The following is a 25,714-nucleotide window of genomic DNA, read 5'->3' as shown; positions in this document are numbered from 1 at the left end:
GTTCGGCATAGGCGGCGGGACTAGGCTCCTATACCACTTCCCGCTGTTGTGTGCGAACAACTTCTGTTATTCGGCGCAAACTGCTGAAAGCAGACGGTCGTTGGGGTTACTGTCAGTTTCGTGTTCGCTGCAGAACGTCGCCAGTTGATCCTCGAAATGGTGCGAGCGAACGGGGCCGTGTCGCTCCGTGAGCTCGCCCGCGTCGTCCAGACCTCCGAAGTGACCGTACGGCGGGACGTGCGCGCACTGGAGGCAGAAGGACTCCTCGACCGCCGGCACGGCGGTGCGGTATTGCCGGGCGGATTCACGCGGGAGTCCGGCTTTCCGCAGAAGTCACATCTCGCGACCGCCGAAAAGACCGCCATCGCCGACCTCGCCGCGAACTTCGTGGAGGAGGGCGAGGCCATCGTGGTCGGGGCCGGGACGACCACCCAGGAGCTGGCCCGTCGGCTGGCCCGGGTGCCCGGGCTGACCGTCGTCACCAACTCCCTGCTGGTGGCGCAGGCGCTGGCCCACGCCAACCGGGTGGAGGTCGTGATGACCGGCGGCACGCTCCGCGGTTCCAACTACGCCCTCGTGGGGTCGGGGGCGGAACAGTCCCTCCAGGGGCTGCGGGTGTCCCGGGCCTTCCTCTCCGGTAGCGGCCTGACCGCCGAACGCGGTCTGTCCACGTCCAACATGCTCTCGGCATCCGTCGACCGGGCCCTCGTCCAGGCCGCCGCGGAGGTCGTGGTCCTCGCGGACCACACCAAGCTCGGTACGGACACGATGTTCCAGACCGTCCCGACCGATGTGATCACCCGCCTCGTCACGGACGAACCGCCGGTTCACGACGACCGCGCCGCCACCGAACTGCAGGCGCTGGCCGACCAAGGCGTCCAGATCGCCGTGGCCGGGACGGGAGCTGCGGGAAACGCCGGTAACGCGGGCGGTGAGGGCACCCCGGCGCGCCAGCAGCGCCGGGACGTGCCCCTCCCGGGTCCGCGCCGGGGCCAGGTCCCGGGCGCCGGCTCGGCCCTGCGCACGGCGGCCGTCCTCGGCGAACAGACGCCGGGCGGCGAGCGGGCCAGGGTGGCCGATCTGCGGCGCCGTTAGTCTGCGAGGCCCGGTGGGCCCGGGCGCCTGCTCGCCGTAGGGGCTGTGGTGTGTGCGAGTGCGGGCTGTCTGCGGGTGCTCGCGCAGTTCCCCGCGCCCCTTTGGGTGGGCACGGGGAACGTACGTCGCAAGAGCTGCCGTCAGTCCTTGATCTCGCAGATCACGGCGCCCGACGTGATCGACGCGCCGACCTCGGCGCCCAGGCCCTTGATGGTGCCGGACTTGTGGGCGTTGAGGGGCTGTTCCATCTTCATCGCCTCCAGGACGACGACCAGGTCGCCTTCCTTGACCTCCTGGCCCTCCTCGACGGCGATCTTGACGATGGTGCCCTGCATCGGCGAGGCGAGGGTGTCGCCGGACGCGACCGGGCCGGACTTCTTCGCGGCGCGGCGCTTGGGCTTGGCGCCGGCGGCGAGGCCAGTGCGGGCCAGGGACATGCCGAGGGAGGACGGCAGGGAGACCTCCAGACGCTTGCCGCCGACCTCGACGACGACCGTCTCGCGGCCCGGCTCCTCCTCCCCCTCGACGTCGGCGGGGGCGGTGAAGGGCTTGATCTCGTTGACGAACTCGGTCTCGATCCAGCGGGTGTGGACCGTGAAGGGGTCCGTGGAGCCGGTCAGCTCGGGGGCGAACGCCGGGTCCCTCACGACCGCGCGGTGGAACGGGATGGCCGTGGCCATGCCCTCGACCTGGAACTCCTCCAGCGCGCGGGCGGCGCGCTGCAGGGCCTCCTTGCGGGTGCGGCCGGTGACGATCAGCTTGGCGAGCAGCGAGTCCCAGGCGGGGCCGATCACCGAGCCGGACTCCACGCCCGCGTCCAGGCGGACGCCGGGACCGGACGGAGCCTGGAACGTGGTGACCGTGCCCGGGGCGGGGAGGAAGTTGCGGCCCGGGTCCTCGCCGTTGATACGGAACTCGAACGAGTGACCGCGCAGCGGCGGGTCGTCGTAGCCGAGCTCCTCGCCGTCGGCGATGCGGAACATCTCGCGGACCAGGTCGATGCCGGCGACCTCCTCGGTGACCGGGTGCTCCACCTGGAGCCGGGTGTTGACCTCCAGGAAGGAGATCGTGCCGTCGAGGCCGACGAGGAATTCGACCGTGCCGGCGCCGACGTAGCCGGCCTCCTTCAGGATGGCCTTGGACGCCGAGTACAGCTCGGCCATCTGCGCCTCGGAGAGGAACGGCGCGGGAGCCTCCTCGACCAGCTTCTGGTGGCGGCGCTGGAGCGAGCAGTCACGGGTGGAGACGACCACCACGTTGCCGTGCTGGTCGGCCAGGCACTGGGTCTCCACGTGCCGGGGCTTGTCCAGGTAGCGCTCGACGAAGCACTCGCCCCGGCCGAACGCGGCGACGGCCTCGCGGACCGCCGAGTCGTACAGCTCGGGCACCTCTTCGAGGGTCCGGGCGACCTTCAGGCCACGGCCACCGCCGCCGAAGGCGGCCTTGATGGCGATCGGCAGCCCGTGCTCCTCCGCGAAGGCGACGACCTCCTCGGCGCCGCTCACCGGATCGGGTGTACCGGCGACGAGCGGGGCGCCGGCGCGCTGGGCGATGTGGCGGGCCGCCACCTTGTCGCCGAGGTCGCGGATGGCGTGCGGCGGCGGGCCGATCCAGATCAGCCCGGCGTCCAGGACCGCCTGCGCGAACTCCGCGTTCTCCGACAGGAAGCCGTAACCCGGATGGACGGCGTCCGCGCCGGCCTCGCGGGCGGCGTTCAGGACCTTCTCGATGTCGAGGTAGCTGGTGGCGGGGGTGTCACCACCCAGGGCGAACGCCTCATCCGCGGCGCGGACATGCAGAGCGTCCCGATCCGGGTCGGCGTATACGGCCACGCTCGCGATACCGGCGTCCCGGCAGGCCCGGGCTACGCGGACAGCGATTTCGCCACGGTTGGCGATGAGCACCTTGCGCACGATTGAGGCTCCCTCCTTGAAACAAGCCGAGTTTAGGGACTGCCGACACGGCACTTCGACCCGTCCCCAGTGGTGAGCTTGCCCACACGGAGCGTGATGCGAGGCTCGCTCGACCCGCGAAATCCCTTGTCGTGGCGCGGTACGCAGGATTCCTCCGGAAAACCCTAGCCTTCCCATGTGGCCAAGGTCTCTGTGAGAGCGTGCTGCGGCCCACTCCGATTCTTTGTCGAGTCCCTACGAATGGCCCAATGATTCTTTGCCCACGGCCGAACCCTTGTCCCGCGGTTTACCCGTTAGTAGCGTTCGCGATGTACTTGAACGTACTCGGGGTAACGGCACCCGGTGGCGGTGCGGCGGTCGAAAGTGGGTGGGGGCCGGTGGTGCGCAGGCCGGTGGCGTGGATCGTGGCGTTGGTGCTCTTCGTCGAGGCGTTCGGCATCGCGGGGCTGCAGTGGATCCTGGGGACCGTGGTCGACAACCAGGACATGTCCCTGGCGGGCCTCGACCCGGACGTGATGTCCCTGTCCTCGAAGATCGGCGGCGTGGCCTTCGGGCTCTACTTCGCCCTGTGCGGCCTGGTCGCCCTTCTGGTGGCCGTGCGGGACCGCACCCCGGCCGGTCTCGGGCGTGTCCTGCTGGTCAGCGCGGCCGTGGTGCACGGCGTGCTGGGCGCGGTCACCTGGGGGCTGGTGGGCCCGCACGCGTTCCTGTTCATGATGGTGGTGATGGGCCTGATCGTGCTGCTCCTGATGACGTACGACGGTCAGCGGCGGCCCACGTCCGACCAGCCCCAGGACGGCACCGGCGGCACGGGCGACTCGCCGGTCAGTCCTCCGCCGGCGCCCACAACTCCGTGATCTCCACACCCAGTTCGGCCAGCAGCCGCCGGACGAGGGGCAGGCTGATGCCGATCACGTTGCCGTGGTCGCCGTCGATGCCGTCGATGAACGGCGCCGAGCGGCCGTCCAGGGTGAAGGCCCCGGCGACGTAGAGGGGCTCGCCGGAGGCGACGTACGCGGCGATCTCCTCGTCGGTGGGTTCACCGAAGCGGACGACCGTGGAGGCGGTCGCGGACGCGTACCGCCCGCTCAGCGTGTCGTAGACGCAGTGGCCCGTCTGGAGTGTCCCGGCGCGGCCGCGCATGGCCTTCCAGCGCGCGGTGGCCTCCTCGGCGTCGGCCGGCTTGCCCAGTGCCTCGCCGTCCAGGTCGAGCACCGAGTCGCAGCCGATCACCAGGGCGCCCTTGACGTCGGGCCGGGCGGCCACGACGGAGGCCTTCGCCTCGGCGAGGGCGAGTGCCAGCTCGGCGGGCGTGGGCGCGGTCACGGCGTCCTCGTCGACGCCGCTCACGATCACCTCGGGGTCGAGTCCGGCCTGCCGCAGCAGCCCGAGCCGGGCGGGGGACTGGGAGGCGAGCACGAGTCGGCGGCGCGGCTGATCAGTCATGCGGCCAGCGTATCGGCGTCACCCGAGTGGTGGCTCATCCCAGGATCACGATCATCGCGAGCACCATGGCCAGCGCCATGAGAACGCCCAGCCGCCGCAACATCTCCTGCATGTCGCGCATTTCTTTGGGCGGCTCGTTCTCCGGGTCGGACCACAGCATGCCCCCAGCGTGGGGCTTTCGCCGAGGGGGGCGCCTGAGTACGGGTACTCAAAAGGCGCCCCGGTTGCCCCGAGGTGCGCGGTTCCCCGCGCCCCCGAGGACGTTGCCGCTAGCTCGGCCAGTAGGTGCGCGCCCACGCCGCCGGGCCCGGCTGGGGCACGTGCCGGCCGGCGATGCGGGCCGGGTCGGACCAGGAGTCCCGCGGGCCGGGCGCGCCGGGCGGCAGGTCCGATGCCGCCGCGGCGCGGGCCCGGACCACCGCCAGTGCGGCGGCCAGCTCCTCAGGGGTCGGATTGCCCCGTACGACCTTGATCGTCATCTCGGCTCCCAACAGGGCTAGAGGGGGATGTTGCCGTGCTTCTTCGGAGGCAGGGATTCCCGCTTGGTGCGCAGTTGACGCAGGCCGCGCACGATCTGGGCGCGGGTGTCGGACGGCATGATCACCGCGTCGACGTAGCCGCGCTCGGCGGCGATGTAGGGGTTGAGGAGGGTGTCCTCGTACTCCTGGATGAGCCGCGCCCGGGTCGCCTCACCGTTCCCGTCGGCCTCCGCCTCGGCGATGGTGCGGCGGTGCAGGATGTTGACGGCGCCCTGGGCGCCCATCACCGCGATCTGGGCGGTCGGCCAGGCCAGGTTGAGGTCGGCGCCCAGGTGCTTGGAGCCCATGACGTCGTACGCGCCGCCGAAGGCCTTGCGGGTGATGACCGTGATGAGCGGGACGGTGGCCTCGGCGTAGGCGTAGATCAGCTTGGCGCCGCGCCGGATGATGCCGTCGTGCTCCTGGTCGACGCCGGGCAGGAAGCCGGGGACGTCGACGAAGGTGATCACCGGGACGTTGAACGCGTCGCAGGTCCGGACGAACCGCGCCGCCTTCTCGCTGGCGGTGATGTCGAGGCAGCCCGCGAACTGCATCGGCTGGTTGGCGACTATGCCGACGGGGCGGCCCTCCACGCGCCCGAAGCCGGTGAGGATGTTCGGCGCGAAGAGCGGCTGCGTCTCGAAGAACTCGGCGTCGTCCAGGACGTGTTCGATCACCGTGTGCATGTCGTACGGCTGGTTCGCGCTGTCCGGCACCAGCGTGTCCAGCTCGCGGTCCTCGTCGGTGAGGGCGAGGTCCGCGTCCTCCGGGAACGCCGGGGGCTCGCTGAGGTTGTTCGACGGCAGGTACGACAGCAGCTGCTTGACGTACTCGATGGCGTCCTTCTCGTCCCCGGCCATGTGGTGGGCCACGCCGGAGGCGGTGTTGTGGGTGCGGGCGCCGCCCAGCTCCTCGAAGCCGACGTCCTCGCCGGTGACGGTCTTGATGACGTCCGGGCCGGTGATGAACATGTGCGAGGTCTGGTCGACCATGATCGTGAAGTCGGTGATGGCCGGCGAGTAGACCGCGCCGCCCGCACAGGGCCCGACGACCAGGCTGATCTGCGGGATCACGCCCGAGGCGTGGGTGTTGCGGCGGAAGATCTCGCCGTACGCCCCGAGGGAGGCCACCCCCTCCTGGATGCGGGCGCCGCCGGAGTCGTTGATGCCGATGACCGGGCAGCCGGTCTTCAGCGCGAAGTCCATCACCTTGACGATCTTCTGCCCGTAGACCTCGCCGAGCGCACCGCCGAAGACGGTGAAGTCCTGCGAGAAGACGGCGACGGGACGGCCGTCGACGGTGCCGTACCCGGTCACCACGCCGTCTCCGTAGGGGCGGTTCTGCTCCAGGCCGAAGTTGGTGGAGCGGTGCCGGGCGAACTCGTCCAGCTCCACGAAGGAGCCCTCGTCGAGCAGCAGCGTGATCCGCTCACGGGCCGTCAACTTGCCCTTGGCGTGCTGCTTCTCGACGGCGCGAGCGGAGCCGGCGTGCGTCGCTTCCTCGATGCGGCGCTGGAGATCCGCGAGCTTGCCCGCGGTCGTGTGGATGTCGATCTCGTGACGCTCTTGACGCTCTTCCGGCTCGGACATCGGGATACGGCTCCCTGCCTGCTCAAAAGGGGGGACGGTTACTCATCCGTAGCGTAGTGGGGTGCCTTCCGATCAGCAGTGCGGCGTTTACCACACCTAGGGTGGCTTGCATGACGCCCCGAGATGCATCAGAGCCGAACAACCGCTGGACCGATCTGGAGCGGCCGCCCCTGAACGCCGTCGCGCTGCGCAGGGCGCTGGTGCGGGAGGGCGGGTTGTGGTCCGAGGTGCAGGTGGTGCAGCGCACCGGGTCCACCAACTCCGACCTGGTGGCCCGGGCCGCCAAGGGCCTGGCCGTCGAGGGGGAGGTGCTGGTCGCGGAGGAGCAGACCGCCGGGCGCGGCCGCCTGGACCGTCAGTGGACCGCTCCGCCGCGCTCGGGCCTGTTCTTCTCCGTCCTGCTGCGCCCCACGGACGTGCCGGTGTCCCACTGGGGCTGGCTGCCGCTGCTCACCGGCGTCGCCGTGGCGACCGGCCTGTCCCGGGCGGCGGGCGTCGACACGGCACTCAAGTGGCCCAACGACCTGCTGGTGACCGTCGGCGGCGAGGAACGCAAGGCCGGCGGCATCCTGGCGGAGCGGGCGGCGGACGACGGCGTGGTGCTCGGCGTCGGCCTCAACGTCACGCTCCACGAGAACGAACTGCCGGTGCCCACGGCGGGCTCGCTGGCGCTGGCCGGGGCGGTGAACACGGACCGGGACCCGCTGCTGAGGGCCGTACTGCGGTCGCTGGAGGAGTGGTACCGGCGCTGGCGGACCGCCGGGGGTGATCCGGTGTCCAGTGGCTTGCACGAGACGTATGCCGCCGGGTGCGCCACGCTGGGGAGGGTGGTGCGGGCCGAACTGCCCGGCGGCCGGTCGATCATCGGAGAGGCGGTCGCGGTGGACGGGGACGGGCGGCTGGTGCTGGCGACGAAGGAGGGCGTGCAGGAGCCGGTCGGCGCCGGCGACATCGTGCACTTGAGGGGGGTTTAGCCGTGGTGCCGGGAGGAGTGACCTGGGGCACAGCTGACGTAAAGTTGGGGCCGGTCGATACCTGACCGCGGCAGATCGGAAGGGCAGCAGGCGTGACCGTCGACGACACGGGCTCCGGAATGGACCCGCAGGGCGCCGACTCCGGCGAGGACCCGCTCGCCCTGCGGCTCGAACAGCTCATCCTGGGCGCCGAGCGGCGCTACACGCCGTTCCAGGCGGCCCGCAGTGCGGGTGTGTCCGTGGAGCTGGCCACCCGGTTCTGGCGGGCCATGGGCTTCGCCGACATAGGCCAGGCCAGGGCGCTGACGGAGGCGGACGTGCTGGCGCTGCGGCGCCTGGCCGGTCTGGTCGAGGCGGGCCTGCTGAGTGAGGCGATGGCGATCCAGGTGGCCCGGTCCACCGGGCAGACCACCGCCCGACTGGCCGAGTGGCAGATCGACTCCTTCCTGGAGGGCCTGACCGAGCCGCCCGAGCCCGGCATGACCCGCACCGAGGTGACCTATCCGCTGGTCGAGCTGCTCCTGCCGGAACTGGAGGAGTTCCTCGTCTACGTCTGGCGGCGCCAGCTCGCCGCCGCGACCGGGCGGGTCGTGCAGGCCGGCGACGACGAGGAGATGGTCGACCGGCGTCTGGCCGTCGGCTTCGCCGACCTGGTCGGCTTCACCCGGCTGACCCGGCGGCTGGAGGAGGAGGAACTCGGCGAACTCGTCGAGGCCTTCGAGACCACGGCGGCCGACCTGGTGGCCGCGCGCGGTGGGCGGCTGATCAAGACGCTGGGCGACGAGGTGCTGTACGCCGCGGACGACGCGGGGGTCGCGGCCGAGATCGCGCTGCGGCTCATCGAGACCATGGCGAACGACGAGACGATGCCCGAGCTGCGGGTGGGCATCGCGTTCGGCACGGTGACCACCCGCATGGGTGATGTCTTCGGAACGACGGTGAACCTGGCGTCCCGGTTGACGTCGATAGCTCCACGGGACGCGGTGCTGGTCGACAGCGCGTTCGCCGAGGAGCTGATCCGCTCCGGCGAGGCCCCCGCGTCCGAGGCGGAGGCGGCGGAGGCCGCGGCCACCGCGGAGAAGGAGGGCGAGGAGCCGCCGGCGTACCGCTTCGCGCTCCAGCCGATGTGGCAGCGGCCGGTGCGCGGGCTGGGCGTGGTCGAGCCGTGGCTGCTCACGCGGCGGGACGGGGCGTCGTAGCGGGGGCGTGCCTCGCATGCCTCACCGCTCGCCCAGGGGATCCAGACACAGGTCGATGATCGGTACGCAGAGGCCGGGGTCGTCGGGCTGTGGGGTGGGCGTGCTCGGGGTGGGTGACGGGGTGGGGCTGGTCGTGGGCGGGCGCTGGGGTGTGGTGGGGCGGTTGGTGCTGCCGGGGTTGGACGGGCCGTTCGGGGCGGCTGTGGCTTCGCCTCGGGCCGGGGTCGTGGGGTGGGCGTAGCTCGGTGAGCCCGCGTTCGGGGCTGACGGGGTGGTGTGCGTCGCCGTCGTTCCGTGCGCGGGGATCGCGCTCGGCCTGCCCAAGGGGGCGGGTGCGGAGGGGCCCGCGGTGGCGGGGTCGGCGGGGAGGGTGGCGGCCGTGTTGGCGGCCTGCTCACTGCCGACCCCCGCATCGGGACTGGGTCCCGTCGCCGCGGCTCCGACCCCGCCGCTTCCGGAGTCGGGCGACGCCAGGCGTACGAGGCTCAGCACACCGGCGGCGAGAGCGAGGCCGCCCGCGGCGAGGAGGACCTTGCGGGGGCGGGGGCGACGGTGGCGGCCGCGGGCGGTGGGGGTCCAGGGTTGGGGGGTTGGCGGCGTGTTCCTGCGTTGGGCTGGTCGGGGTTGGGGCGCGGGTCCGGCTGCCCTCGGGCCCTGGGGTTGGGAGGCAGGCTGGGGCGCGCGTCCCATCGATGTCGTGCCCTGAGGTCGGGGTTCGCGTCCTGGTGGGGTCGTGCCATGGGGTTGGGGTGCGCGTCCTGGTGGTGGTGTCGTGCCATGGGGCTGGGGTGCGTGTCCCCGTCCTGGTGGTGGTGTCGTGCCTTGGGGTTGGGGTGCGCGTCCTGGTGGTGGTGTCGTGCCATGGGGCTGGGGTGCGCGGCCTGGTGGTGTCGTGCCTTGAGGCTGGGGTGCGCGGCCCGCTGTCCGTGCGGCGGCGTTGACGGGGCCGTTCGTGCCGGTAGGCGCTTCCCTGCGTTCGCTCATGCCGTCGCGTCTCGTGTCGTTCCTCTGGCCGTTCCTTGCCGGGATGTCCGTCGACGTGTTGGTCCTCATGGCGGTCCCTCCCCGATGCGCTCGCGCGCCCCCCGGTGCGCCGTGGCGGTGCGCACGCTATGCGCTCCCCTGGGGGCAGGGGAGGGAGTCGGGCCGGATGTCACTCGAACGGGGTGTCGGGGGGTGAGTCGGGAACCGGGGGCGCGCGGTGGGCTCGGCCTTCCCCCGGAGGGGTGGGGCTGGAATGATCGGGGCGAGTGCTGTTAACCCGCGTTAACCGGGAGGGTGTCATGAGCGAGGAGCGGTTCGGGGAGTTCGTGCTGGTTCGGCGGCACGCGGACGGGCATGTCGCGGAGCTGGCACTCGACCGGCCCAAGGCCATGAACGCCGTGTCGACCGAGATGGCCAGGTCGGTCGCCGGGGCGTGTGCGGCGCTGGGGGCGGACCGGGACGTGCGGGTGGTCGTGCTGACCTCGACGCATGAGCGGGCGTTCTGTGTGGGGGCCGACCTGAAGGAGCGCAACTCGCTGAGTGACGCCGAGTTGGTGCGACAGCGGCCGGTGGCGCGAGGGGCGTACACCGGCGTGCTGGAGCTGCCGGTGCCGACGGTGGCGGCGGTGCACGGGTTCGCGCTGGGGGGTGGGTTCGAGCTGGCGCTGTCGTGTGACGTGATCGTGGCGGACGGTACGGCGGTGGTGGGGCTGCCGGAGGTGTCGGTGGGGGTGATTCCGGGGGGTGGCGGTACGCAGTTGCTGCCCCGGCGGGTGGGGGCGGCCCGGGCGGCCGAGCTGATCTTCAGCGCGCGGCGGGTGGAGGCGGCCGAGGCGCGGGAGCTGGGGCTGGTGGACGTACTGGTGGAGGACGGCCGGGACCGGGCGGAGGCACTGGCGCTGGCGTCCCGTATCGCCGCGAACTCGCCTGTCGGCCTGCGGGCGGCGAAGCGTGCGCTGCGGCTGGGGCACGGGCTGGACCTGCGGGCCGGCCTGGAGGTCGAGGACGCGGCGTGGCGCTCGGTGGCGTTCTCGGGGGACCGCGCGGAGGGCGTCGCGGCCTTCAACGAGAAGCGGAAGCCGGAGTGGCCCGGGGAGTGATCGGGGCCAGGCGGTCCAGGGCCTGTCCGGCGGATCAGGTCGCAGCAAATCGGGGGTGACTCGTCGTCGCGGGTGAGCGGGGGCGAGGGGGTCCCCCGCGCGAGCTCGTTCGAGCGTGGGGGAGTCGGCGACCGAGGACAACGCCGCAGATCGGCGTGCCAGACCCCGCGTCTGCGGCATGATCCGCCGGACAGGCCCTTGGCGGTCCCGACGTTCCTCGGCGGTCCAGATGGTTCCGTCGCGTCGCACGTCCCTCACCCCACCGCCCCCCAAACATCCCCATTCCCCCCAAACCTCCCTAGCCTGGAGTGATGGGTGAGGACAACCGGCTCGCGGCCGTGGTGGCGTTGGCGCAGGGGATGGCTGCGGCGCAGTCGGAGCGTGAGGCGTGGCGGGCCGCGGCGTTCGGGGCGTGCCGGGCGTTGGACGGGAGCTTTGCCGCGCTGTCGGTGTGGGAGCGGGACCTCGGGCGGTTGCGGGTGCTCGTCAATGTGGGGGAGCGGGCCGCGGGCGAGGAGGAGTTTCCCGAGGACGAGGCCTATCCGGTGCACCAGTTCGCCGAGATCACGGAGTTCCTGCACGAGCAGTGGGCCGGCGGCGGCGAGCCCGACGCCTGGGTGGAGACCGCCGAGGGTCCCACCGCCGGGCGTGCCGGATTCTGTCACCAGAGGGTCGCCGCGCTGCGGCGCAGGGGACGCGGCTGCTGCGTCGTCGCCCCCGTCGTCCTGCACGGCCGCGCCTGGGGCGAGCTGTATGTCGCCCGGCCCCTCGGCGCCCCCGTCTTCGACCGCGCCGACGCCGACTTCGCCACCGTCCTGGCCGCCGTCGTCGCCGCCGGGATCGCGCAGACCGAGCGGCTGGAGGAGGCCCGCCGACTGGCCTTCAGCGACTCCCTCACCGGCCTCGCCAACCGCCGCGCCGTGGACATGCGCCTGGACGAGGCCATCGAGCGGCACCGCCGGGACGGAGTCGTCGTCAGCCTGGTCGTCTGCGATCTCAACGGGCTCAAGCGCGTCAACGACACCCGCGGTCACGCCTTCGGCGACCGGCTCCTCGAGCGGTTCGGCTCCGTGCTCTCCCTGTGCGGCGCCATGCTGCCCGGCGCCCTCGCCGCCCGCCTCGGCGGCGACGAGTTCTGCCTGCTCGCCGTCGGTCCGCCCGCCGACGACGTCGTCAAGGTCGCCGACGAGCTGTGCCGGCGCGCGGCCGAGCTGGAACTCGGGGACGGTGTCGCCTGCGGTGTCGCCTCCACCGAGGACCCCATCGGGCCCGTCCGCTCCGCCCGCCGCCTCTTCCGGCTCGCCGACGCCGCCCAGTACCAGGCCAAGGGCGTCCGCGCCGCGAAGGCGGTCGTGGCCGGCCGCGAGGGACCCGACGACCCCGTCGTACGCCTCGCCGACGCACCCCCCGAGGGCCCCACCCCCGAGCGCCGCCGCTTCCGCGGCCGCCGCTGAGCGGTCCCCGCATCACGGTAAGGGTCACATCCCGCCCCCACTCGTGACATCTTCGAATTCACTGCGTACGCTCCTGAATATGGATATGCACACTGTGGTGGTGGGGACGTCTGGTGTCACCGCGTCCGACGTCCTCGCCGTGGCGCGCGCCGGCGCCCGCGTCGAGCTCTCCGGCGAGGCGGTGGCCGCCCTCACCGCGGCCCGCGGGATCGTGGACGCCCTGGCGGCCAAGCCCGACCCGGTCTACGGCGTCTCCACCGGCTTCGGCGCCCTCGCGACCCGGCACATCGGCCAGGAACTGCGCACCCAGCTCCAGCGCAACATCGTCCGCTCGCACGCCGCCGGCATGGGACCGAAGGTCGAGCGGGAGGTCGTACGGGCGCTGATGTTCCTGCGGCTGAAGACCGTCTGCTCCGGGCACACCGGCGTACGCCCCGACGTCGCGCAGACCATGGCCGACGTGCTGAACGCCGGCATCACCCCCGTCGTGCACGAGTACGGCTCCCTCGGCTGCTCCGGCGACCTCGCGCCCCTGTCCCACTGCGCCCTCACCCTGATGGGCGAAGGGGACGCCGAGGGCCCCGACGGGGTCGTCCGCCCCGCCGCCGAGCTGCTCGCCGCGCACGGCATCGAACCCGTCGAGCTGCGCGAGAAGGAGGGCCTCGCCCTCCTCAACGGCACCGACGGCATGCTCGGCATGCTGCTGATGGCCCTCGCCGACCTCGACACCCTCTACAAGTCCGCCGACGTCACCGCGGCCCTGTCCCTGGAAGCCCTCCTCGGCACCGACAAGGTCCTCGCCCCCGAGCTGCACGCCATCCGCCCGCACCCCGGCCAGGCCGCCAGCGCCGCCAACATGCTGGCCGTACTGAAGGGCTCCGGCCTGACGGGCCATCACCAGGGCGATGCCCCGCGCGTCCAGGACGCCTACTCCGTGCGCTGCGCCCCCCAGGTCGCCGGCGCCGGACGCGACACCCTCGCCCACGCCCGCCTCGTCGCCGACCGCGAACTCGCCTCCGCCGTCGACAACCCCGTCGTACTGCCCGACGGCCGGGTGGAGTCCAACGGCAACTTCCACGGCGCCCCGGTCGCCTATGTGCTCGACTTCCTCGCCATCGCAGCCGCCGACCTCGCGTCCATCGCCGAGCGGCGCACCGACCGGCTGCTGGACAAGAACCGCAGCCACGGCCTGCCGCCGTTCCTCGCCGACGACGCCGGGGTGGACAGCGGACTGATGATCGCCCAGTACACGCAGGCCGCGCTGGTGAGCGAGATGAAGCGGCTCGCCGTACCGGCGTCCGCGGACTCCATCCCGTCCTCCGCGATGCAGGAGGACCATGTGTCGATGGGCTGGTCGGCGGCGCGCAAGCTGCGCACGGCCGTCGACAACCTCACCCGGGTCGTCGCGGTCGAGCTGTACGCCGCCACACGCGCGATCGAACTGCGCGAGGGTCTGACCCCGGCCCCCGCCACGCAGGCCGTCATCGACGCCGTGCGGGCCGCCGGGGTGGCCGGTCCCGGGCCGGATCGTTTCCTCGCCCCCGACCTGGCCACGGCCGACGCGTTCGTGCGGGACGGGCGGCTGGTGGCGGCGGTGGAGACGGTCACCGGGCCGCTGCAGTAGAACGGTTGAGGGCCCTGCCGTACGACCGGCAGGGCCCCGGAGATTACTTGAGCTTGGCGACCTGCGCCTCGACCACGGCCGCCGGGATCTCGGCCGCCTCGCCGGTACCGAGTGCGGCGAAGTTCACGGTGTAGAACGTGGCGATGGTGTTGCCCTTGCGCACCACCTCGGTGTGGAAGGTGGCCGTGCCTTCGCCGTCCATGTCGACGTCCTCGGCGAACGCCACCGACTCGTCACCCAGCCCGGAGCCCTTCACCGTGGCGACCTTGGTGACCTTCGAGTTCTCGCCCCCGGCGGTGAGTCCGTACCCGCCGGAGCAGGCCGAGACGCCGTCGGACACGGCCTTCATGGCCTTCTCGGCGCCATCGCCTTCGTACGACGAGAGGCCGACGAACGTCATGTTGACGTTGAAGGCGTCGGCGACGTCCTCCGGCTGCGCGGTGGCGGTCGACGCCTTGTCCTCCGCGACGTTGTTGCTGGCGTTCGCTTCCGTGTCGCCCGGGGCGAGACCGGCGGTGGCCCAGGCGAGCGGGTCGCACTCCGCCTTGTCGGTCTTCACCTCGGACTTGGACTTCGGGAGGGTGTCGTCCCCCGAGTCGACCTTGTAACCCTTGACCTCGCCCTGCGCGAGCAGCAGCTTCTCCAGCTCGGCGGCGCTGAGCGCCTTGGCGGCCTGAGCCGGAGAGGAGGAGGACTCCGTGCCCTTGGAGTCGGTGGAACTGTCCGACTCCCCGCCACAACCGGTGATGAGGGCGAGCGACAACGCGCTCACGGCGACCGTGGCGCCTATGCGCGCCCTCGATGATCTCTTCATGAGCGGACTATGAGGCTCAGGTCAAGGACACGTCAAGCCGAGTTTTTCAGAACATTCTCAGAACCCGAGGCGTTCCCGACGCACCGAATACACCACGAATCCGGCACCCAGTGCCAGACAGAACGTGCCGCCGACGACGTACGGGGTGCTGTCGAAGCTGCCGGTGTCGGCCAGCCGGGTGCCGTCGGTCTGAGTGCCGGTCGTGTCGGTGGTCGTGGTCGCCACCCTGGCCTGCGTCATCTGCGTCACCGTGGACCGCTCTCTTGTCGGGCCGTCCGCCGTCGCGTTCGCGGAGGGGACGAACCACAGGGCCCCCAGCAGGGTGCCCGCGGCGGTGGCGGTCAGCAACGGACGACGAGCGGATGACACGGAATATCGATCCCCTTGTGACGCTGGCGAATTGGCCGTGTGGGGCGATGCTAGTGAAAGTCGCGGGTCGCGGGAAAGTCGCGGGCCCCCCGGGCCGTACTCTCCGAGCATGAGCACTCCAGAGACATCAGGTTTTGTGCGGCTTCGGGTGGAACTCGTCCTCCAGGTCGACGACGCCGAGGCCGTGATCCGGGCGGCGCGACGGCGGATCTCCGAGGACGCCGATATGCAGGCCGAGGAACGGGTACACGCCGAGAGCGCTGTGACGGAGGACACCGCGGAGGCGCTGGCGTATCTCGTTGACCCGTTCGATCTGGTCAGCGAGGTGCCCGGGGTCGAACTCCAGCAGGCCTCCTGGAGCAGCGAGCAGGTGGACTACGACCCCGATTCGCCGGACTGGGACCTCGACGACGATGATGTGGACGACGAGGAAGAGGAAGAGCGGGTCGGCTGACGCGGCTTGGGAAAATCGTGACCCCGGGCGGCAACCGCCGCCCGGGGTTCATTCGTCTCAAGGGGCGCACGGACCGACACCCGCACCATGTGTCACCCGCCACGGCGGACGTGGTGAGCCCCACACATCGAGGGAAAGTGGAACGGGACGAACCGGTCGTAGCGTTGAATCTCTTGACGGGGACTCCTGGGGTTCTGGGGAATCGGCAACGATGGAGAAGCGTGTGATGACGAACAGTAAGCGGCTCAGGGGCCTGAGGGCCGCGACCGCACTGCTCGGCGGCGTACTGGTGCTCTCGGCGTGCTCCGGCAGCGGGGAGGCCGCCGACAACGACGGCGGCAACGACACCTCGCAGGCCAAGGTCGACGAGGCGGCGGCGCAGAAGACCTCCGAGGCCCAGATCGAGATCACCCCCAAGGACGGCTCGACGAACGCCTCCATCAACAACTCGGCGGCCGTCACCGTGAGCAAGGGCACGCTCACCGAGGTGTCGATGACGACCGTCGACGGGACCGCCGTCGAGGGCGAGATCTCGGCCGACAAGACCAGCTGGAAGCCCAGCGTCCAGCTGGAGCGCTCCACCCGCTACAAGGTCGCGGTGACCGCGAAGGACGCCAAGGGCCTGGAGGCCCACGAGAACGCCTCCTTCACCACGGTCTCCCCGGACAACAGCTTCATAGGCACCTTCACGCCGGACGACGGCTCCACCGTCGGCGTCGGCATGCCGGTGTCGATCAACTTCGACAAGGCGATCACCAACAAGGCGGACGTCCAGAAGGGCATCACCGTCTCCACCAGCAGCGGCCAGGAGGTCGCCTGCCACTGGTTCAACGCCAACCGCATGGACTGCCGTCCCGAGGACTACTGGCAGGAAGGCTCCACCGTCACGCTGAAGCTGGCGCTCGACGGCGTCGAGGGCGCCGAGGGTGTCTACGGCGTCCAGCAGAAGTCGGTCTCCTTCACCATCGGCCGCAACCAGGTCTCCTACGTCGACGCGCAGACCAAGCAGATGAAGGTCACGCAGGACGGCAAGGTCGTCAAGACCATCCCGATCTCCGCCGGCTCGCCCGAGAACAAGACGTACGAGGGCCAGATGGTGATCTCCGAGAAGTTCAAGGAGACCCGGATGAACGGCGCGACGGTCGGCTTCACCGACGACGACGGCAAGGGCGAGTACGACATCAAGGACGTCCCGCACGCCATGCGGCTGTCCAGCTCCGGCACCTTCATCCACGGCAACTACTGGGGCGCCGACTCCATCTTCGGCAGCGTCAACACCAGCCACGGCTGTGTCGGGCTGAACGACACCAAGGGTGCCAACGACCCGAACACCGAGGGCGCTTGGTTCTACAACAACTCGATCGTCGGTGACGTCGTGGTCGTCCAGAACACCGGCGACAAGACCATCGCGCCGGACAACGGGCTCAACGGCTGGAACATGAGCTGGGAGCAGTGGAAGGCCGGTTCCGCCGTCTGACCCGCGCTTTCTGACGCACGCTCAACGACAGAGGCCGCCCCGCGCCGGGCGGCCTCTGTCGTTTCCTGCCGCTTGTCATCCCTGTCTTCTCATCCTTCTCTTATCCCGGCCTTATTCGGCCATCACGGTGCGTCCCTAGCTTTCGGCGCATGTTCTTCACCTACCTGAGGCGCGAACTGCGCCGCCGCAGAAAGGCGGCCCTCGTCGTCGCCTCCGGCCTTGCGCTGGGCATCGCGCTGGTCATCGTCGTCAACTCCGTGTCCTCCGGCATGGGTCAGGCACAGGACAAGGTCCTGCAGTCGCTGTACGGCCTCGGCACCGACATGACCGTCACCAAGGCCGCCGATCCGCAGGAGGAGGGGCAGGCCCAAGGGCCGCGGTTCCGGTTCGACGCGCAGGACAGCGGCTCCGACGAGGAGCAGAGCAGCGACCGGGTGATGGTCCAGGGCTTCGAGACCCTGGCGAGTTCGACCGTGTCGAAGGTCGGCACGCAGGACGGCGTCTCGAACGCCGTCGGTGGGCTGAGCCTGCAAGTCATCAAGGTCAGTGGCCAGTTCACCCGCGGTCAGTTCCAGCAGGGTGGCGGTGGTGCCGGCGGCGGGCAGCCGTCCGGCCAGCCGGGCGAGGGCCGGGTCCAGGGCGGCGGCGCGGACTTCGACGTCAACAACTACTCCGTCTTCGGCACCGACGTCACCGAGCCCGAGCTCGGCCCGCTGACCTCCTCGAAGATCACCAGCGGCCGTACCTTCACGTCCTCCGAGACCAACGCCAAGGTGGTCGTCGCCGACTCCTCCTACGCCAAGGAGAAGGAGCTGGCCGTCGGTGACACGGTCACCATCAAGGGCGTCAAGTACGAGGTCATCGGCATCGCCACCGCGGAGAGCGGGGACGCGGCGGCCAACCTCTACATCCCGCTCAAGCAGGCGCAGACACTCAGCGACTCGGCGGACAAGGTCACCACGATCTACGTCAAGGCGGCCGACTCCCAGCAGATCGACGCCGTCAAGTCCACGATCCAGAAGAACATCTCCGGTACGACCGTGACGACCTCCGCCGACCTCGCGGACACCGTCTCCGGCTCCCTGTCCACCGCCTCCGACCTCGCCACCAGCGTCGGCAAGTGGCTGTCGATCGTGGTGCTGGCGGCCGCGTTCCTCGTCGCCGGACTGCTCACGTCCTCCGCGGTGTCCCGGCGGGTGCGGGAGTTCGGCACGCTGAAGGCGCTCGGCTGGCGGTCCGGGCGGGTGACCCGGCAGGTGGTCGGGGAGGCCGTCGTCAACGGGCTGGTCGGCGGTGCGCTCGGGATCGCGCTCGGGCTGGCGGGGGCGTACGTCGTCACCGCGATCAGCCCGACCCTGCAGGCCGAACTGGGCGGCGGCGGTGGCGGGACGACCGGTCCCGGCGGCGGTGGATTCGGCGGCGGTCCCGGGCGGCAGGCCGCGGCCCGCACGCTCGACGTCGCCCTCACGGCCCCCGTGAGCGTGACGACCATCGCCCTCGCGGTCGGGCTGGCCGTGACCGGTGGGCTCGTCGCGGGCGCGTTCGGCGGGTGGCGGGCGTCGCGCCTGCGGCCGGCGGACGCGTTGCGGCGCGTGGAGTAACGGGCCGTCCCGGCCGGCGGGGCCGGCCCTGCCCGGGGGCGCGGGGAACTGCGCGACCAGCCCCCGCGAACCCGCAGTCGAACCCGATGCGCACCACCCCCGAACCCCACCCAGGAGCCATTGACCATGTACGAACTCAGAGGCGTCACCAAGCACTACAGCCGGGGCAAGGACACCGTGCGCGCGCTGGACGGCGTCGACCTCACCATCGCCGACGGCGACCGGCTGGTCATCCAGGGCCCCACCGGCGGCGGCAAGTCGACGCTGCTGCAGATGCTCGGCGGCCTGGACCGGCCCACCTCCGGCGAGGTCGTCCTCGACGGGACCGACCTGGCCCGGCTGCCCGAGGCCCGGCTCACCCGGGTGCGCAGCGAGAACATCGGCTTCGTCTTCCAGAGCTTCAACCTCATCCCGACGCTCACCGCCCAGGAGAACGTCGAGACCGCCCTCGTACCCCTCGGAATCAAGGCCGGGGAACGGCGTGAACGGGCCGCCGAGGCGCTGGAGTCGGTCGGGCTCGGTGAGCGGCTGGGGCATCTGCCCGGGGAGATGTCCGGCGGTCAGCAGCAGCGGGTCGCCATCGCGCGGGCGCTGGTGAAGCAGCCGAAGGTGCTGCTGGCCGACGAACCCACCGGAAACCTCGACGAGTCGATGCGCGACGAGATCATGGACGTACTCGAACGCACCTGGAAGGAGCTCGGGCTCACCTTCATCATGGTCACCCACGACTCCGCCATCGCGAAGAAGGCCCCGCGGCTGGCGACGATCCGCAAGGGACGGATCACGGTGAAGGAGAACGCCAACTCGTAGCGGCCCGCGCCGCCGTGGCCATCGCGAGTTCACGGTTCATTCGTCTTTATGGCCAACTCGTGACAGACATCTCTATTGAGGAAGCTGATCACCCCCCGGCATACTGCGTGATTCCGGGGGGTTGCACGAGCATGTGTGCGGAACCACCCCCGGCCGGGTGAATGGGGATTCGTCCGGTTACTCAACTCCAGGGGGAGTTTTGCGCAGACAAGTGAAGAGAGCCGGCGCCGCCGCAGTCGCCACCGCGGCCGCCGTCGCCCTCGCAGCGGGACTGACCAGCCCGGCGAGTGCGAAGCCGGAGCAGAGCCCGAACGGCCCTGCGAAGCTCACGTCGCATCACCGCATCACCCTGATCACCGGTGACCGGGTCTCCGTGGACGCCAAGGGGCGGGTCGTCGGCGTGGACCGGGCCGAGGGCCGCGAGCACATACCGGTGCAGATTCGTAAGGCCAACGGCCACACGCTCGTGATACCCGCCGACGCGGCCCGCCTGGTCGCCACCGGCACGCTGGACCAGCGGCTGTTCGACATCACCGAGTTGAACAAGTCCGCGACCCGCAAGGCCCAGAAGAACGGCCTGAAGGTCATCGTCGGCTACAAGGGCGCCGCCACCGCCGCCAAGGCCGACGTCCGCGACGCGGGCACCCTGCGCCGGAACCTGAAGTCGCTGAACGCGGACGCCGTGCAGACCGCGCCCAAGGACACGCCCGAGCTGTGGGACGCGGTCACCAACGGCGACAAGACCGTCTCCGGCATCGCGCACGTCTGGCTCGACGGGGTCCGCAAGGCCACCCTCGACAAGTCCGTCCCGCAGATCGGCGCCCCCAAGGCCTGGACCGCCGGCTACGACGGCAAGGGCGTGAAGATCGCCGTCCTCGACACCGGCGTGGACACCACCCATGCCGACCTCAAGTCGAAGGTGGTCGCGTCGAAGAACTTCACCGCCGCCGCCGACGCCACCGACAAGCAGGGCCACGGCACGCACGTCGCCTCCATCGCGGCCGGCACCGGCGCGAAGTCCGGCGGCAAGTTCAAGGGTGTGGCGCCGGGCGCCGAGATCCTCAACGGCAAGGTCCTCGACGACAGCGGCTTCGGCGACGACTCCGGCATCCTGGCCGGCATGGAGTGGGCGGCCGAGCAGGGCGCCGACGTCGTCAACCTCAGCCTCGGCGGCATGGACACCCCGGAGGTCGACCCGCTGGAGGCGGCCGTCAACCGGCTCTCCGCCGACAAGGGCATCCTCTTCGCCATCGCGGCCGGCAACTCCGGTCCGGAGTCCGTCGGTTCGCCGGGCAGCGCGGAGGCCGCGCTCACCGTCGGCGCCGTGGACGACAAGGACCTGCTGGCCGGCTTCTCCAGCACCGGCCCGCGCGTCGGCGACGGCGCCATCAAGCCGGACGTCACCGCGCCCGGTGTGGACATCACCGCGGCCGCCGCCAAGGGCAGCGCCATCGCCCAGGAGGTCGGCGAGAACCCGGCCGGCTACCTGACCATCTCGGGTACGTCGATGGCGACCCCGCATGTGGCGGGCGCGGCGGCGATCCTCAAGCAGCAGCACCCGGACTGGACGTACGCCGAGATCAAGGGCGCGCTGACCGCGTCCACCAAGGGCGGCGCCTACACGCCGTTCGAGCAGGGCTCGGGCCGCATCCAGGTCGACAAGGCCATCAAGCAGACCGTGGTCGCCGACCCGGTGTCGGTGAGCTTCGGCGTCCAGCAGTGGCCGCACACCGACGACACCCCGGTCACCAAGCCGCTGACGTACCACAACCTCGGCACCACCGACGTCACGCTGGACCTGAAGGTCACCGCCACCAACCCCAAGGGCCAGGCGGCCCCGGCGGGCTTCTTCAAGCTCGGTGCGACGAAGGTGACCGTCCCGGCGGGCGGCAAGGCCTCCGTCGACATGACCGTCAACACCAAGCTGGGCGGCACCCTTGACGGCGCGTACTCCGCGTACGTGACCGCGACGGGTGGCGGGCAGAGCGTCCGCACGGCCGCCGCGGTGCAGCGCGAGATGGAGTCGTACGACGTCACGGTCAAGCACATCGGCCGCGACGGGCAGGGCACGGACGACTACAACACCGCGCTGCTCGGCTACTCGGGCCTGGGCAACGGCCGCGCCTACCAGGTGCCGGTCGTCGCGTCCGGCACCACCAAAATGCGCGTGCCCAAGGGCACCTACCTGATGGACGCCTGGATCGCCAAGGACTTCGTCAACCTGGAGGGCGGCCTCGACTGGCTGGTCCAGCCGCGGCTGACCGTCACCAAGAACACCTCGGTGACGATCGACGCCCGTAAGACCAAGTCCGCGACCATCACGGTCCCGGACGCCGCGGCCAAGCCCCGGTCCGCGACGGTCTCGTACTTCCTGGAGAGCGCGGGCATCGGCTTCGGCTTCGGCGCCGGCTCCTTCGCCGATCTGCGGATGGCCCACCTGGGCGGCGAGATCACGAGCGGCCTCAGCCAGACCTGGGGCGGCCAGTGGACGAAGGGCACGGCCGCCGAGTACGACGTGGCGACCACCGCCAACGTCAAGAAGATCCAGGGTGACAAGGTCCGGCGGTTCAGCAAGTCCGAACTCGCCACGGTGAAGGGCTACCTCGGGGCCGCCGCCTCCGGCAAGACGGGCGCGCTCGTCCCCATCGGTGTCTTCCCCGCCGACTTCTACGCCGGTGAGTCCGTCGAGCAGAAGCTGCCCGGCAGCCGCACGCTGTACCTGTCGACGTCCCAGGGCATCCAGTGGACGTTCGACTTCGAGCAGTACGGCGGCAAGGACGCCCAGGGGAACCTGCTCTCCGAGGCGTACTACTCGCTCGGCGACCCGCGGGTGTTCAAGGCGGGCAAGTCGTACACGCAGACCTTCAACAAGGCGGTCTTCGGGCCGACCCTGAACTCCGAGTTCGGTCTGTACCGCGAGGGCAACGACATCTACGGCTACGTGCCGCTGTTCGCCGACAGCTCCAAGCACCCCGGTTCGTCGCTGTTCGGCTCGGTGGCCACGACCCTGTACCGCAACGGCGTCAAGGTCGGCACCAACAGCGACCCGCTCTTCGGCGACAAGGCGTTCAGGGTTCCGACGGGTGACGCCGAGTACCGGCTGACCACCTCGGTGAAGCGGGACGCCAAGGTCGCGGGGACGTCCACCCGGATCGACGCGAGCTGGACGTTCCGCTCCAAGAAGCCGTCCGCCGACATGGCCAAGCTGCCGGCGTCCACGGTCCGCTTCAACGCGCCGCCCGGCCTGGACGGCCGCGCCCCGGCCGGCCGTACGGTCACCTTCCCGGTCTCCGTCGAGGGCTCGGCGGCGGGCAGCAACCTCAAGTCGCTGGGTGTGTGGGTGTCGTACGACTACGGCCAGACCTGGAAGAAGGTCACCGTCAAGAACGGCAAGATCACCGTCAAGAACCCGGCCAAGGGCAAGGCGATCTCGTTCCACGCGAAGATCACCGACAAGAAGAACAACAAGTCGACGATCTCGATCTACAACGCGTACTACGGCAAGTGATCGCCCGCCGTTCCTTGGGTGGACTTCGCTGAAACCCTGAGCGAGAGCCCGCCGGAAGCCCAGCTTCCGGCGGGCTCTCGTGCTTCAGCACTCCGTCTGGCGTCAACTGCGGCAAACGCAAGGGTGATTTGCCAGGGGCAAGCGGGTGGGCGGACGAGCGGTTGCGGGATAAAGTCGTTCAATTACCGCCGGTTGTGGGGGTCGGCGGATTTGGCACGTCGTGCCCGTGTTCTGGGGGAGGGCCTGTAGGGGATGAGTCGTCGCTCCGATGGGTTGATCGGTGTCTGGGCGGAGATGCAGCGCCAGCAGCAGCGTCAGGTGGAGGCGCAGGCCAGGCAGCAGCGGGAGTACGAGCGGCAGCAGCGCGCGTACCAGCGGGAGCTCGCCCGTAGTCAACGCGAGCAGCAGGCGGCGTACCGTCAGCAGCGGGAGGCGGATGCCCGGCGGCGGACCGCCGAACTGGACGCCCGGGTCGAGGTATTGCGGGCCCTGCTGGTCACCGGTTGCCGGGCTCCGGCGTTCAGGGCGGCAACGCTCATGCGCGCCGAACAACTGGAGCCGTTCTCGCCCGGCGCGCTCGCGACCCCGGTGCGTATGCCCGACCCCAACCAGTATCAGGCGCAGGGCGGCGGCTGGACCGCCGGCAGGCGTGCTCAAGCGCAGGCGGAGGCGCGAGCCCGGTTCGAACGCGACTGGCATGCGGCGCAGGCCGCGGAGGCCCAGCGGCAGCGGCAACTGTCGGAGTACCGGCGTCAGTACGACCGGTGGGCCGCCGCCCAGTTGGCGGAGATCCGCCGGCACAACGCGGGCGTCGCCGGGATGACGGATGCCCTGCGCGACAAGGACCCCGAGGCCGTGGTGCAGTACTTCTCCGCCGCCCTCTACTCCTGCGCCGTCTGGCCGGAGGGGTTTCCTCGTCAGGTCGCGGCGGCTTACGACGCGGCGGCACGGCAGCTGGTGCTGGACTGGGAGCTGCCGAGGTACGACGTGGTCCCCGAGGCGAAGTCGGTGCGGTACCAGCCCAGCACCGACCAGGACAAGGAGACGTCCCGCCCCGTCACCCAGCGCCGTGCCCTGTACCGGAACGTCCTCGCGCAGTGCGTCCTGCTGGTGCTGCACGATCTCTTCGCCGCGGACGAGTTCGGTGTCCTGGAGTCGGTGGCGCTGAACGGTTTCGTGGACGACCACGATCCGGTGACCGGCCGCCGGACGCACATCTTCCTGGCCACGGTCATGGCTCCTCGCTCGGTTCTCATGGAGCTGCACCTCGAACAGGTCAACCCCACCGACTGCCTCGTGGACGGCCTTCGGGGGCAGCTGTCCGCCCGCCCGGACGACCATGCCGCCGTACGGCCGAGCCGGAGCCCCTCGGATGTCGGGAACGGCGTGGTCACACACGGAAGCGACGAGGAGCCGGATCTGTACGAGATGGACCCGATCGCCTTCGAGTCGTTGGTCGCGGACCTGTTCCGCGCGATGGGGATGCGGGCGGTGACCACCCGGCGGTCCAACGACGGCGGAGTCGATGTCGACGCCCTGGACCCCACGCCGATCCGGGGCGGCAAGATCGTCGTCCAGGTGAAGCGCTACCGCAACACCGTTCCCCCGACGGCCGTCCGGGACTTGTACGGCACGGTGCAGGACGTCGGCGCGAACAAGGGAGTCCTGGTCACGACGTCCGGATTCGGGCCGGGCGCACACACCTTCGCCAACGGCAAGCCCCTGGAACTCGTATCGGGCCGTGAACTCGTCGACCTGCTGCACCGTCACGGACTCCGCGGACGCCTCGGGGACGGTGCGCAGCCGGCGTCACCCACCGGGCGGGCGACGCCGGACGCCGGGGACCGGACGGACGACGGCGGTGACCACAACGTCCTGGGCCTGTCGTGGGCGGGGAATGTCGCCCTGGACGTGTGCGCACTCGTCTGCGGCGGCGGGCGGGTCCTCAGCGACGACCACTTCGTCTTCTTCAACAACCCTCGGACACCCGACGGCACCGTCCGCGCCCTTACCGCCACCGCACCCGACAAGACCGCGATCCGGGTGGCCTTCGACGCGCTCCCTGCCCAAGCCGACCGGCTCGTCCTCGTCGCCGCGGTCGATCCGGTCGTGAATCCCGAGGCCGATCTCTCCGGCTTCACGGACGCCGCGATCCGACTGCTGGACCCCGCCATGACCGAACTCGACCGACTCGACGTCGCCGACGGCCGGTCGGGCGAAACCGCCCTGGTGCTCGGTTCCTTCCGCCGTCGCGCCGGCGGTGACTGGGACTTCGTCGGCGGCGGCAAGGGTTACACCGGCGGGCTTGAGGCGCTGGTCCGGGACTTCGGCATCGACGTGGCGTAGTGCCGATCGCTGTGCGAGCGCGGGCCGAGTTCCTCAGCCCCCACTTCCGTAAGGCCGGGTGAGGATCTCCAGGTTGTGCCCGTTGGGGTCGTCGAAGTACGTGCCGCGGCCGCCGTCGCGGTGGTTGATCTCGCCGGGACGGGTGTGGTGCGGGTCCGCCCAGTAGGTCAGGCCGGCCTGCTGGATGCGCGTGAAGATCGTGTCGAACTCGGATTCCGAGACCAGGAAGGCGTAGTGCTGGGGTGTGATGTCGCCCGGCTCGTTCATGTAGTCCAGGGTCACGCCGTTCGAGATCTCGACGGGGGTGAAGGGGCCGTACGGCGGGCGCACCTCCAGGCCGAGCACGTCGGCGATGAAGCGGGCCGAGGTCTCCTTGTCGTGGGCGGCGACGATGGTGTGGTTCAGCTGGACCGTCATGGCTGGCCTCCTCCGGTCTGCT

General features: G+C 70.7%; 22 protein-coding genes. 13 read left to right on the top strand and 9 right to left on the bottom strand.

All coding sequences use genetic code 11. From position 1 onward, the window contains the following. Positions 1-120: 120 nt before the first annotated feature. The gene (locus tag I2W78_RS13950; protein ID WP_196459995.1) at positions 121-1,095 is read left to right on the top strand and encodes a DeoR/GlpR family DNA-binding transcription regulator; all 975 of its coding nucleotides are present in this window, start codon (positions 121-123) and stop codon (positions 1,093-1,095) included. A 140-nt stretch (positions 1,096-1,235) separates the two neighbouring features. On the opposite strand, the gene I2W78_RS13945 is transcribed toward I2W78_RS13950, so the two are convergent. After that, a complete protein-coding gene (locus I2W78_RS13945; RefSeq protein ID WP_196459993.1) occupies positions 1,236-3,008 on the bottom strand; it encodes an acetyl/propionyl/methylcrotonyl-CoA carboxylase subunit alpha in 1,773 nt (590 codons plus the stop codon). A gap of 392 nt (positions 3,009-3,400) precedes the next feature. On the opposite strand from I2W78_RS13945, the gene I2W78_RS13940 reads away from it, so the two are divergent. After that, complete coding sequence (locus I2W78_RS13940) at positions 3,401-3,865, top strand: hypothetical protein (RefSeq protein ID WP_196459991.1); 465 nt, start codon at positions 3,401-3,403, stop codon at positions 3,863-3,865. Here the strand turns inward: I2W78_RS13940 and I2W78_RS13935 are convergent. From I2W78_RS13935 to I2W78_RS13925, 4 genes are all read right to left on the bottom strand, one after another. Next, positions 3,834-4,454 (bottom strand): Maf family protein, encoded by a 621-nt coding sequence (locus I2W78_RS13935; protein WP_196459989.1) that lies wholly within the window; start codon positions 4,452-4,454, stop codon positions 3,834-3,836. The genes I2W78_RS13940 and I2W78_RS13935 overlap by 32 nt on opposite strands. Positions 4,455-4,488: 34 nt before the next feature. Further along, positions 4,489-4,614 (bottom strand): morphogenic membrane protein MmpB, encoded by a 126-nt coding sequence (mmpB, locus tag I2W78_RS41140; RefSeq protein WP_269066486.1) that lies wholly within the window; start codon positions 4,612-4,614, stop codon positions 4,489-4,491. Positions 4,615-4,723: 109 nt separating this feature from the next. Continuing rightward, positions 4,724-4,933 (bottom strand): acyl-CoA carboxylase epsilon subunit, encoded by a 210-nt coding sequence (locus tag I2W78_RS13930; RefSeq protein WP_196459987.1) that lies wholly within the window; start codon positions 4,931-4,933, stop codon positions 4,724-4,726. A 17-nt stretch (positions 4,934-4,950) separates the two neighbouring features. Further along, positions 4,951-6,561 carry an acyl-CoA carboxylase subunit beta gene (locus I2W78_RS13925; protein WP_196459985.1) on the bottom strand — a complete coding sequence of 537 codons (1,611 nt, stop codon included), beginning with the start codon at positions 6,559-6,561 and terminating at the stop codon, positions 4,951-4,953. A 110-nt stretch (positions 6,562-6,671) separates the two neighbouring features. Here I2W78_RS13925 and I2W78_RS13920 point away from each other — a divergent pair, with 110 nt between their 5' ends. Then, entirely contained in the window at positions 6,672-7,535 is an 864-nt protein-coding gene (locus I2W78_RS13920; RefSeq protein WP_196459983.1) for a biotin--[acetyl-CoA-carboxylase] ligase, read from the top strand. Positions 7,536-7,627: 92 nt separating this feature from the next. Next, a complete protein-coding gene (locus I2W78_RS13915) occupies positions 7,628-8,734 on the top strand; it encodes an adenylate/guanylate cyclase domain-containing protein (RefSeq protein WP_196459981.1) in 1,107 nt (368 codons plus the stop codon). A gap of 21 nt (positions 8,735-8,755) precedes the next feature. On the opposite strand, the gene I2W78_RS13910 is transcribed toward I2W78_RS13915, so the two are convergent. Then, on the bottom strand, positions 8,756-9,226 hold the full coding sequence (locus tag I2W78_RS13910; protein WP_196459979.1) for a hypothetical protein: 471 nt from the start codon (positions 9,224-9,226) through the stop codon (positions 8,756-8,758). Between the two features lie 791 nt (positions 9,227-10,017). Between I2W78_RS13910 and I2W78_RS13905 the strand changes: the two genes are divergently transcribed. From I2W78_RS13905 to hutH, 3 genes are all read left to right on the top strand, one after another. Beyond that, the gene (locus I2W78_RS13905; protein ID WP_196459977.1) at positions 10,018-10,818 is read left to right on the top strand and encodes an enoyl-CoA hydratase/isomerase family protein; all 801 of its coding nucleotides are present in this window, start codon (positions 10,018-10,020) and stop codon (positions 10,816-10,818) included. Between the two features lie 311 nt (positions 10,819-11,129). Further along, positions 11,130-12,272 (top strand): GGDEF domain-containing protein, encoded by a 1,143-nt coding sequence (locus tag I2W78_RS13900; RefSeq protein ID WP_196459975.1) that lies wholly within the window; start codon positions 11,130-11,132, stop codon positions 12,270-12,272. Positions 12,273-12,357: 85 nt separating this feature from the next. After that, a complete protein-coding gene (gene hutH / locus I2W78_RS13895) occupies positions 12,358-13,896 on the top strand; it encodes a histidine ammonia-lyase (RefSeq protein WP_196464546.1) in 1,539 nt (512 codons plus the stop codon). Between the two features lie 43 nt (positions 13,897-13,939). Here hutH and I2W78_RS13890 read toward each other — a convergent pair whose 3' ends face one another. Continuing rightward, positions 13,940-14,710: a hypothetical protein gene (locus tag I2W78_RS13890; RefSeq protein ID WP_196459973.1), complete on the bottom strand. Its 771-nt coding sequence runs from the start codon at positions 14,708-14,710 to the stop codon at positions 13,940-13,942. A gap of 57 nt (positions 14,711-14,767) precedes the next feature. Continuing rightward, entirely contained in the window at positions 14,768-15,079 is a 312-nt protein-coding gene (locus I2W78_RS13885) for a hypothetical protein (protein ID WP_196459971.1), read from the bottom strand. Between the two features lie 109 nt (positions 15,080-15,188). On the opposite strand from I2W78_RS13885, the gene I2W78_RS13880 reads away from it, so the two are divergent. The 6 genes from I2W78_RS13880 to I2W78_RS13855 all read left to right on the top strand — a co-directional run bounded on the left by I2W78_RS13880 (position 15,189) and on the right by I2W78_RS13855 (position 25,275). Next, a complete protein-coding gene (locus tag I2W78_RS13880) occupies positions 15,189-15,533 on the top strand; it encodes a hypothetical protein (protein ID WP_230885438.1) in 345 nt (114 codons plus the stop codon). A gap of 226 nt (positions 15,534-15,759) precedes the next feature. Next, positions 15,760-17,010 carry a L,D-transpeptidase gene (locus I2W78_RS13875; RefSeq protein ID WP_196459967.1) on the top strand — a complete coding sequence of 417 codons (1,251 nt, stop codon included), beginning with the start codon at positions 15,760-15,762 and terminating at the stop codon, positions 17,008-17,010. A gap of 149 nt (positions 17,011-17,159) precedes the next feature. Continuing rightward, positions 17,160-18,611 (top strand): ABC transporter permease, encoded by a 1,452-nt coding sequence (locus I2W78_RS13870; protein WP_196459965.1) that lies wholly within the window; start codon positions 17,160-17,162, stop codon positions 18,609-18,611. Between the two features lie 126 nt (positions 18,612-18,737). Then, positions 18,738-19,421 (top strand): ABC transporter ATP-binding protein, encoded by a 684-nt coding sequence (locus tag I2W78_RS13865; protein ID WP_196459963.1) that lies wholly within the window; start codon positions 18,738-18,740, stop codon positions 19,419-19,421. 211 nt (positions 19,422-19,632) lie between these two features. After that, positions 19,633-22,929, top strand: coding sequence for a S8 family peptidase (locus I2W78_RS13860; RefSeq protein ID WP_307783687.1), 3,297 nt, complete (start codon positions 19,633-19,635; stop codon positions 22,927-22,929). A gap of 252 nt (positions 22,930-23,181) precedes the next feature. After that, positions 23,182-25,275, top strand: coding sequence for a restriction endonuclease (locus I2W78_RS13855; protein WP_196459959.1), 2,094 nt, complete (start codon positions 23,182-23,184; stop codon positions 25,273-25,275). 33 nt (positions 25,276-25,308) lie between these two features. Here the strand turns inward: I2W78_RS13855 and I2W78_RS13850 are convergent, their stop codons facing one another. Next, entirely contained in the window at positions 25,309-25,692 is a 384-nt protein-coding gene (locus tag I2W78_RS13850) for a VOC family protein (protein WP_196459957.1), read from the bottom strand. Between the last annotated feature and the right edge of the window lie 22 nt (positions 25,693-25,714).

The sequence above is a fragment of the Streptomyces spinoverrucosus genome (assembly GCF_015712165.1).
Taxonomy (GTDB): Bacteria; Actinomycetota; Actinomycetes; order Streptomycetales; family Streptomycetaceae; genus Streptomyces; species Streptomyces spinoverrucosus_A.
Note: the sequence above shows the minus strand (reverse complement) of the source record. Positions and strands in the feature narration are given on the sequence as shown.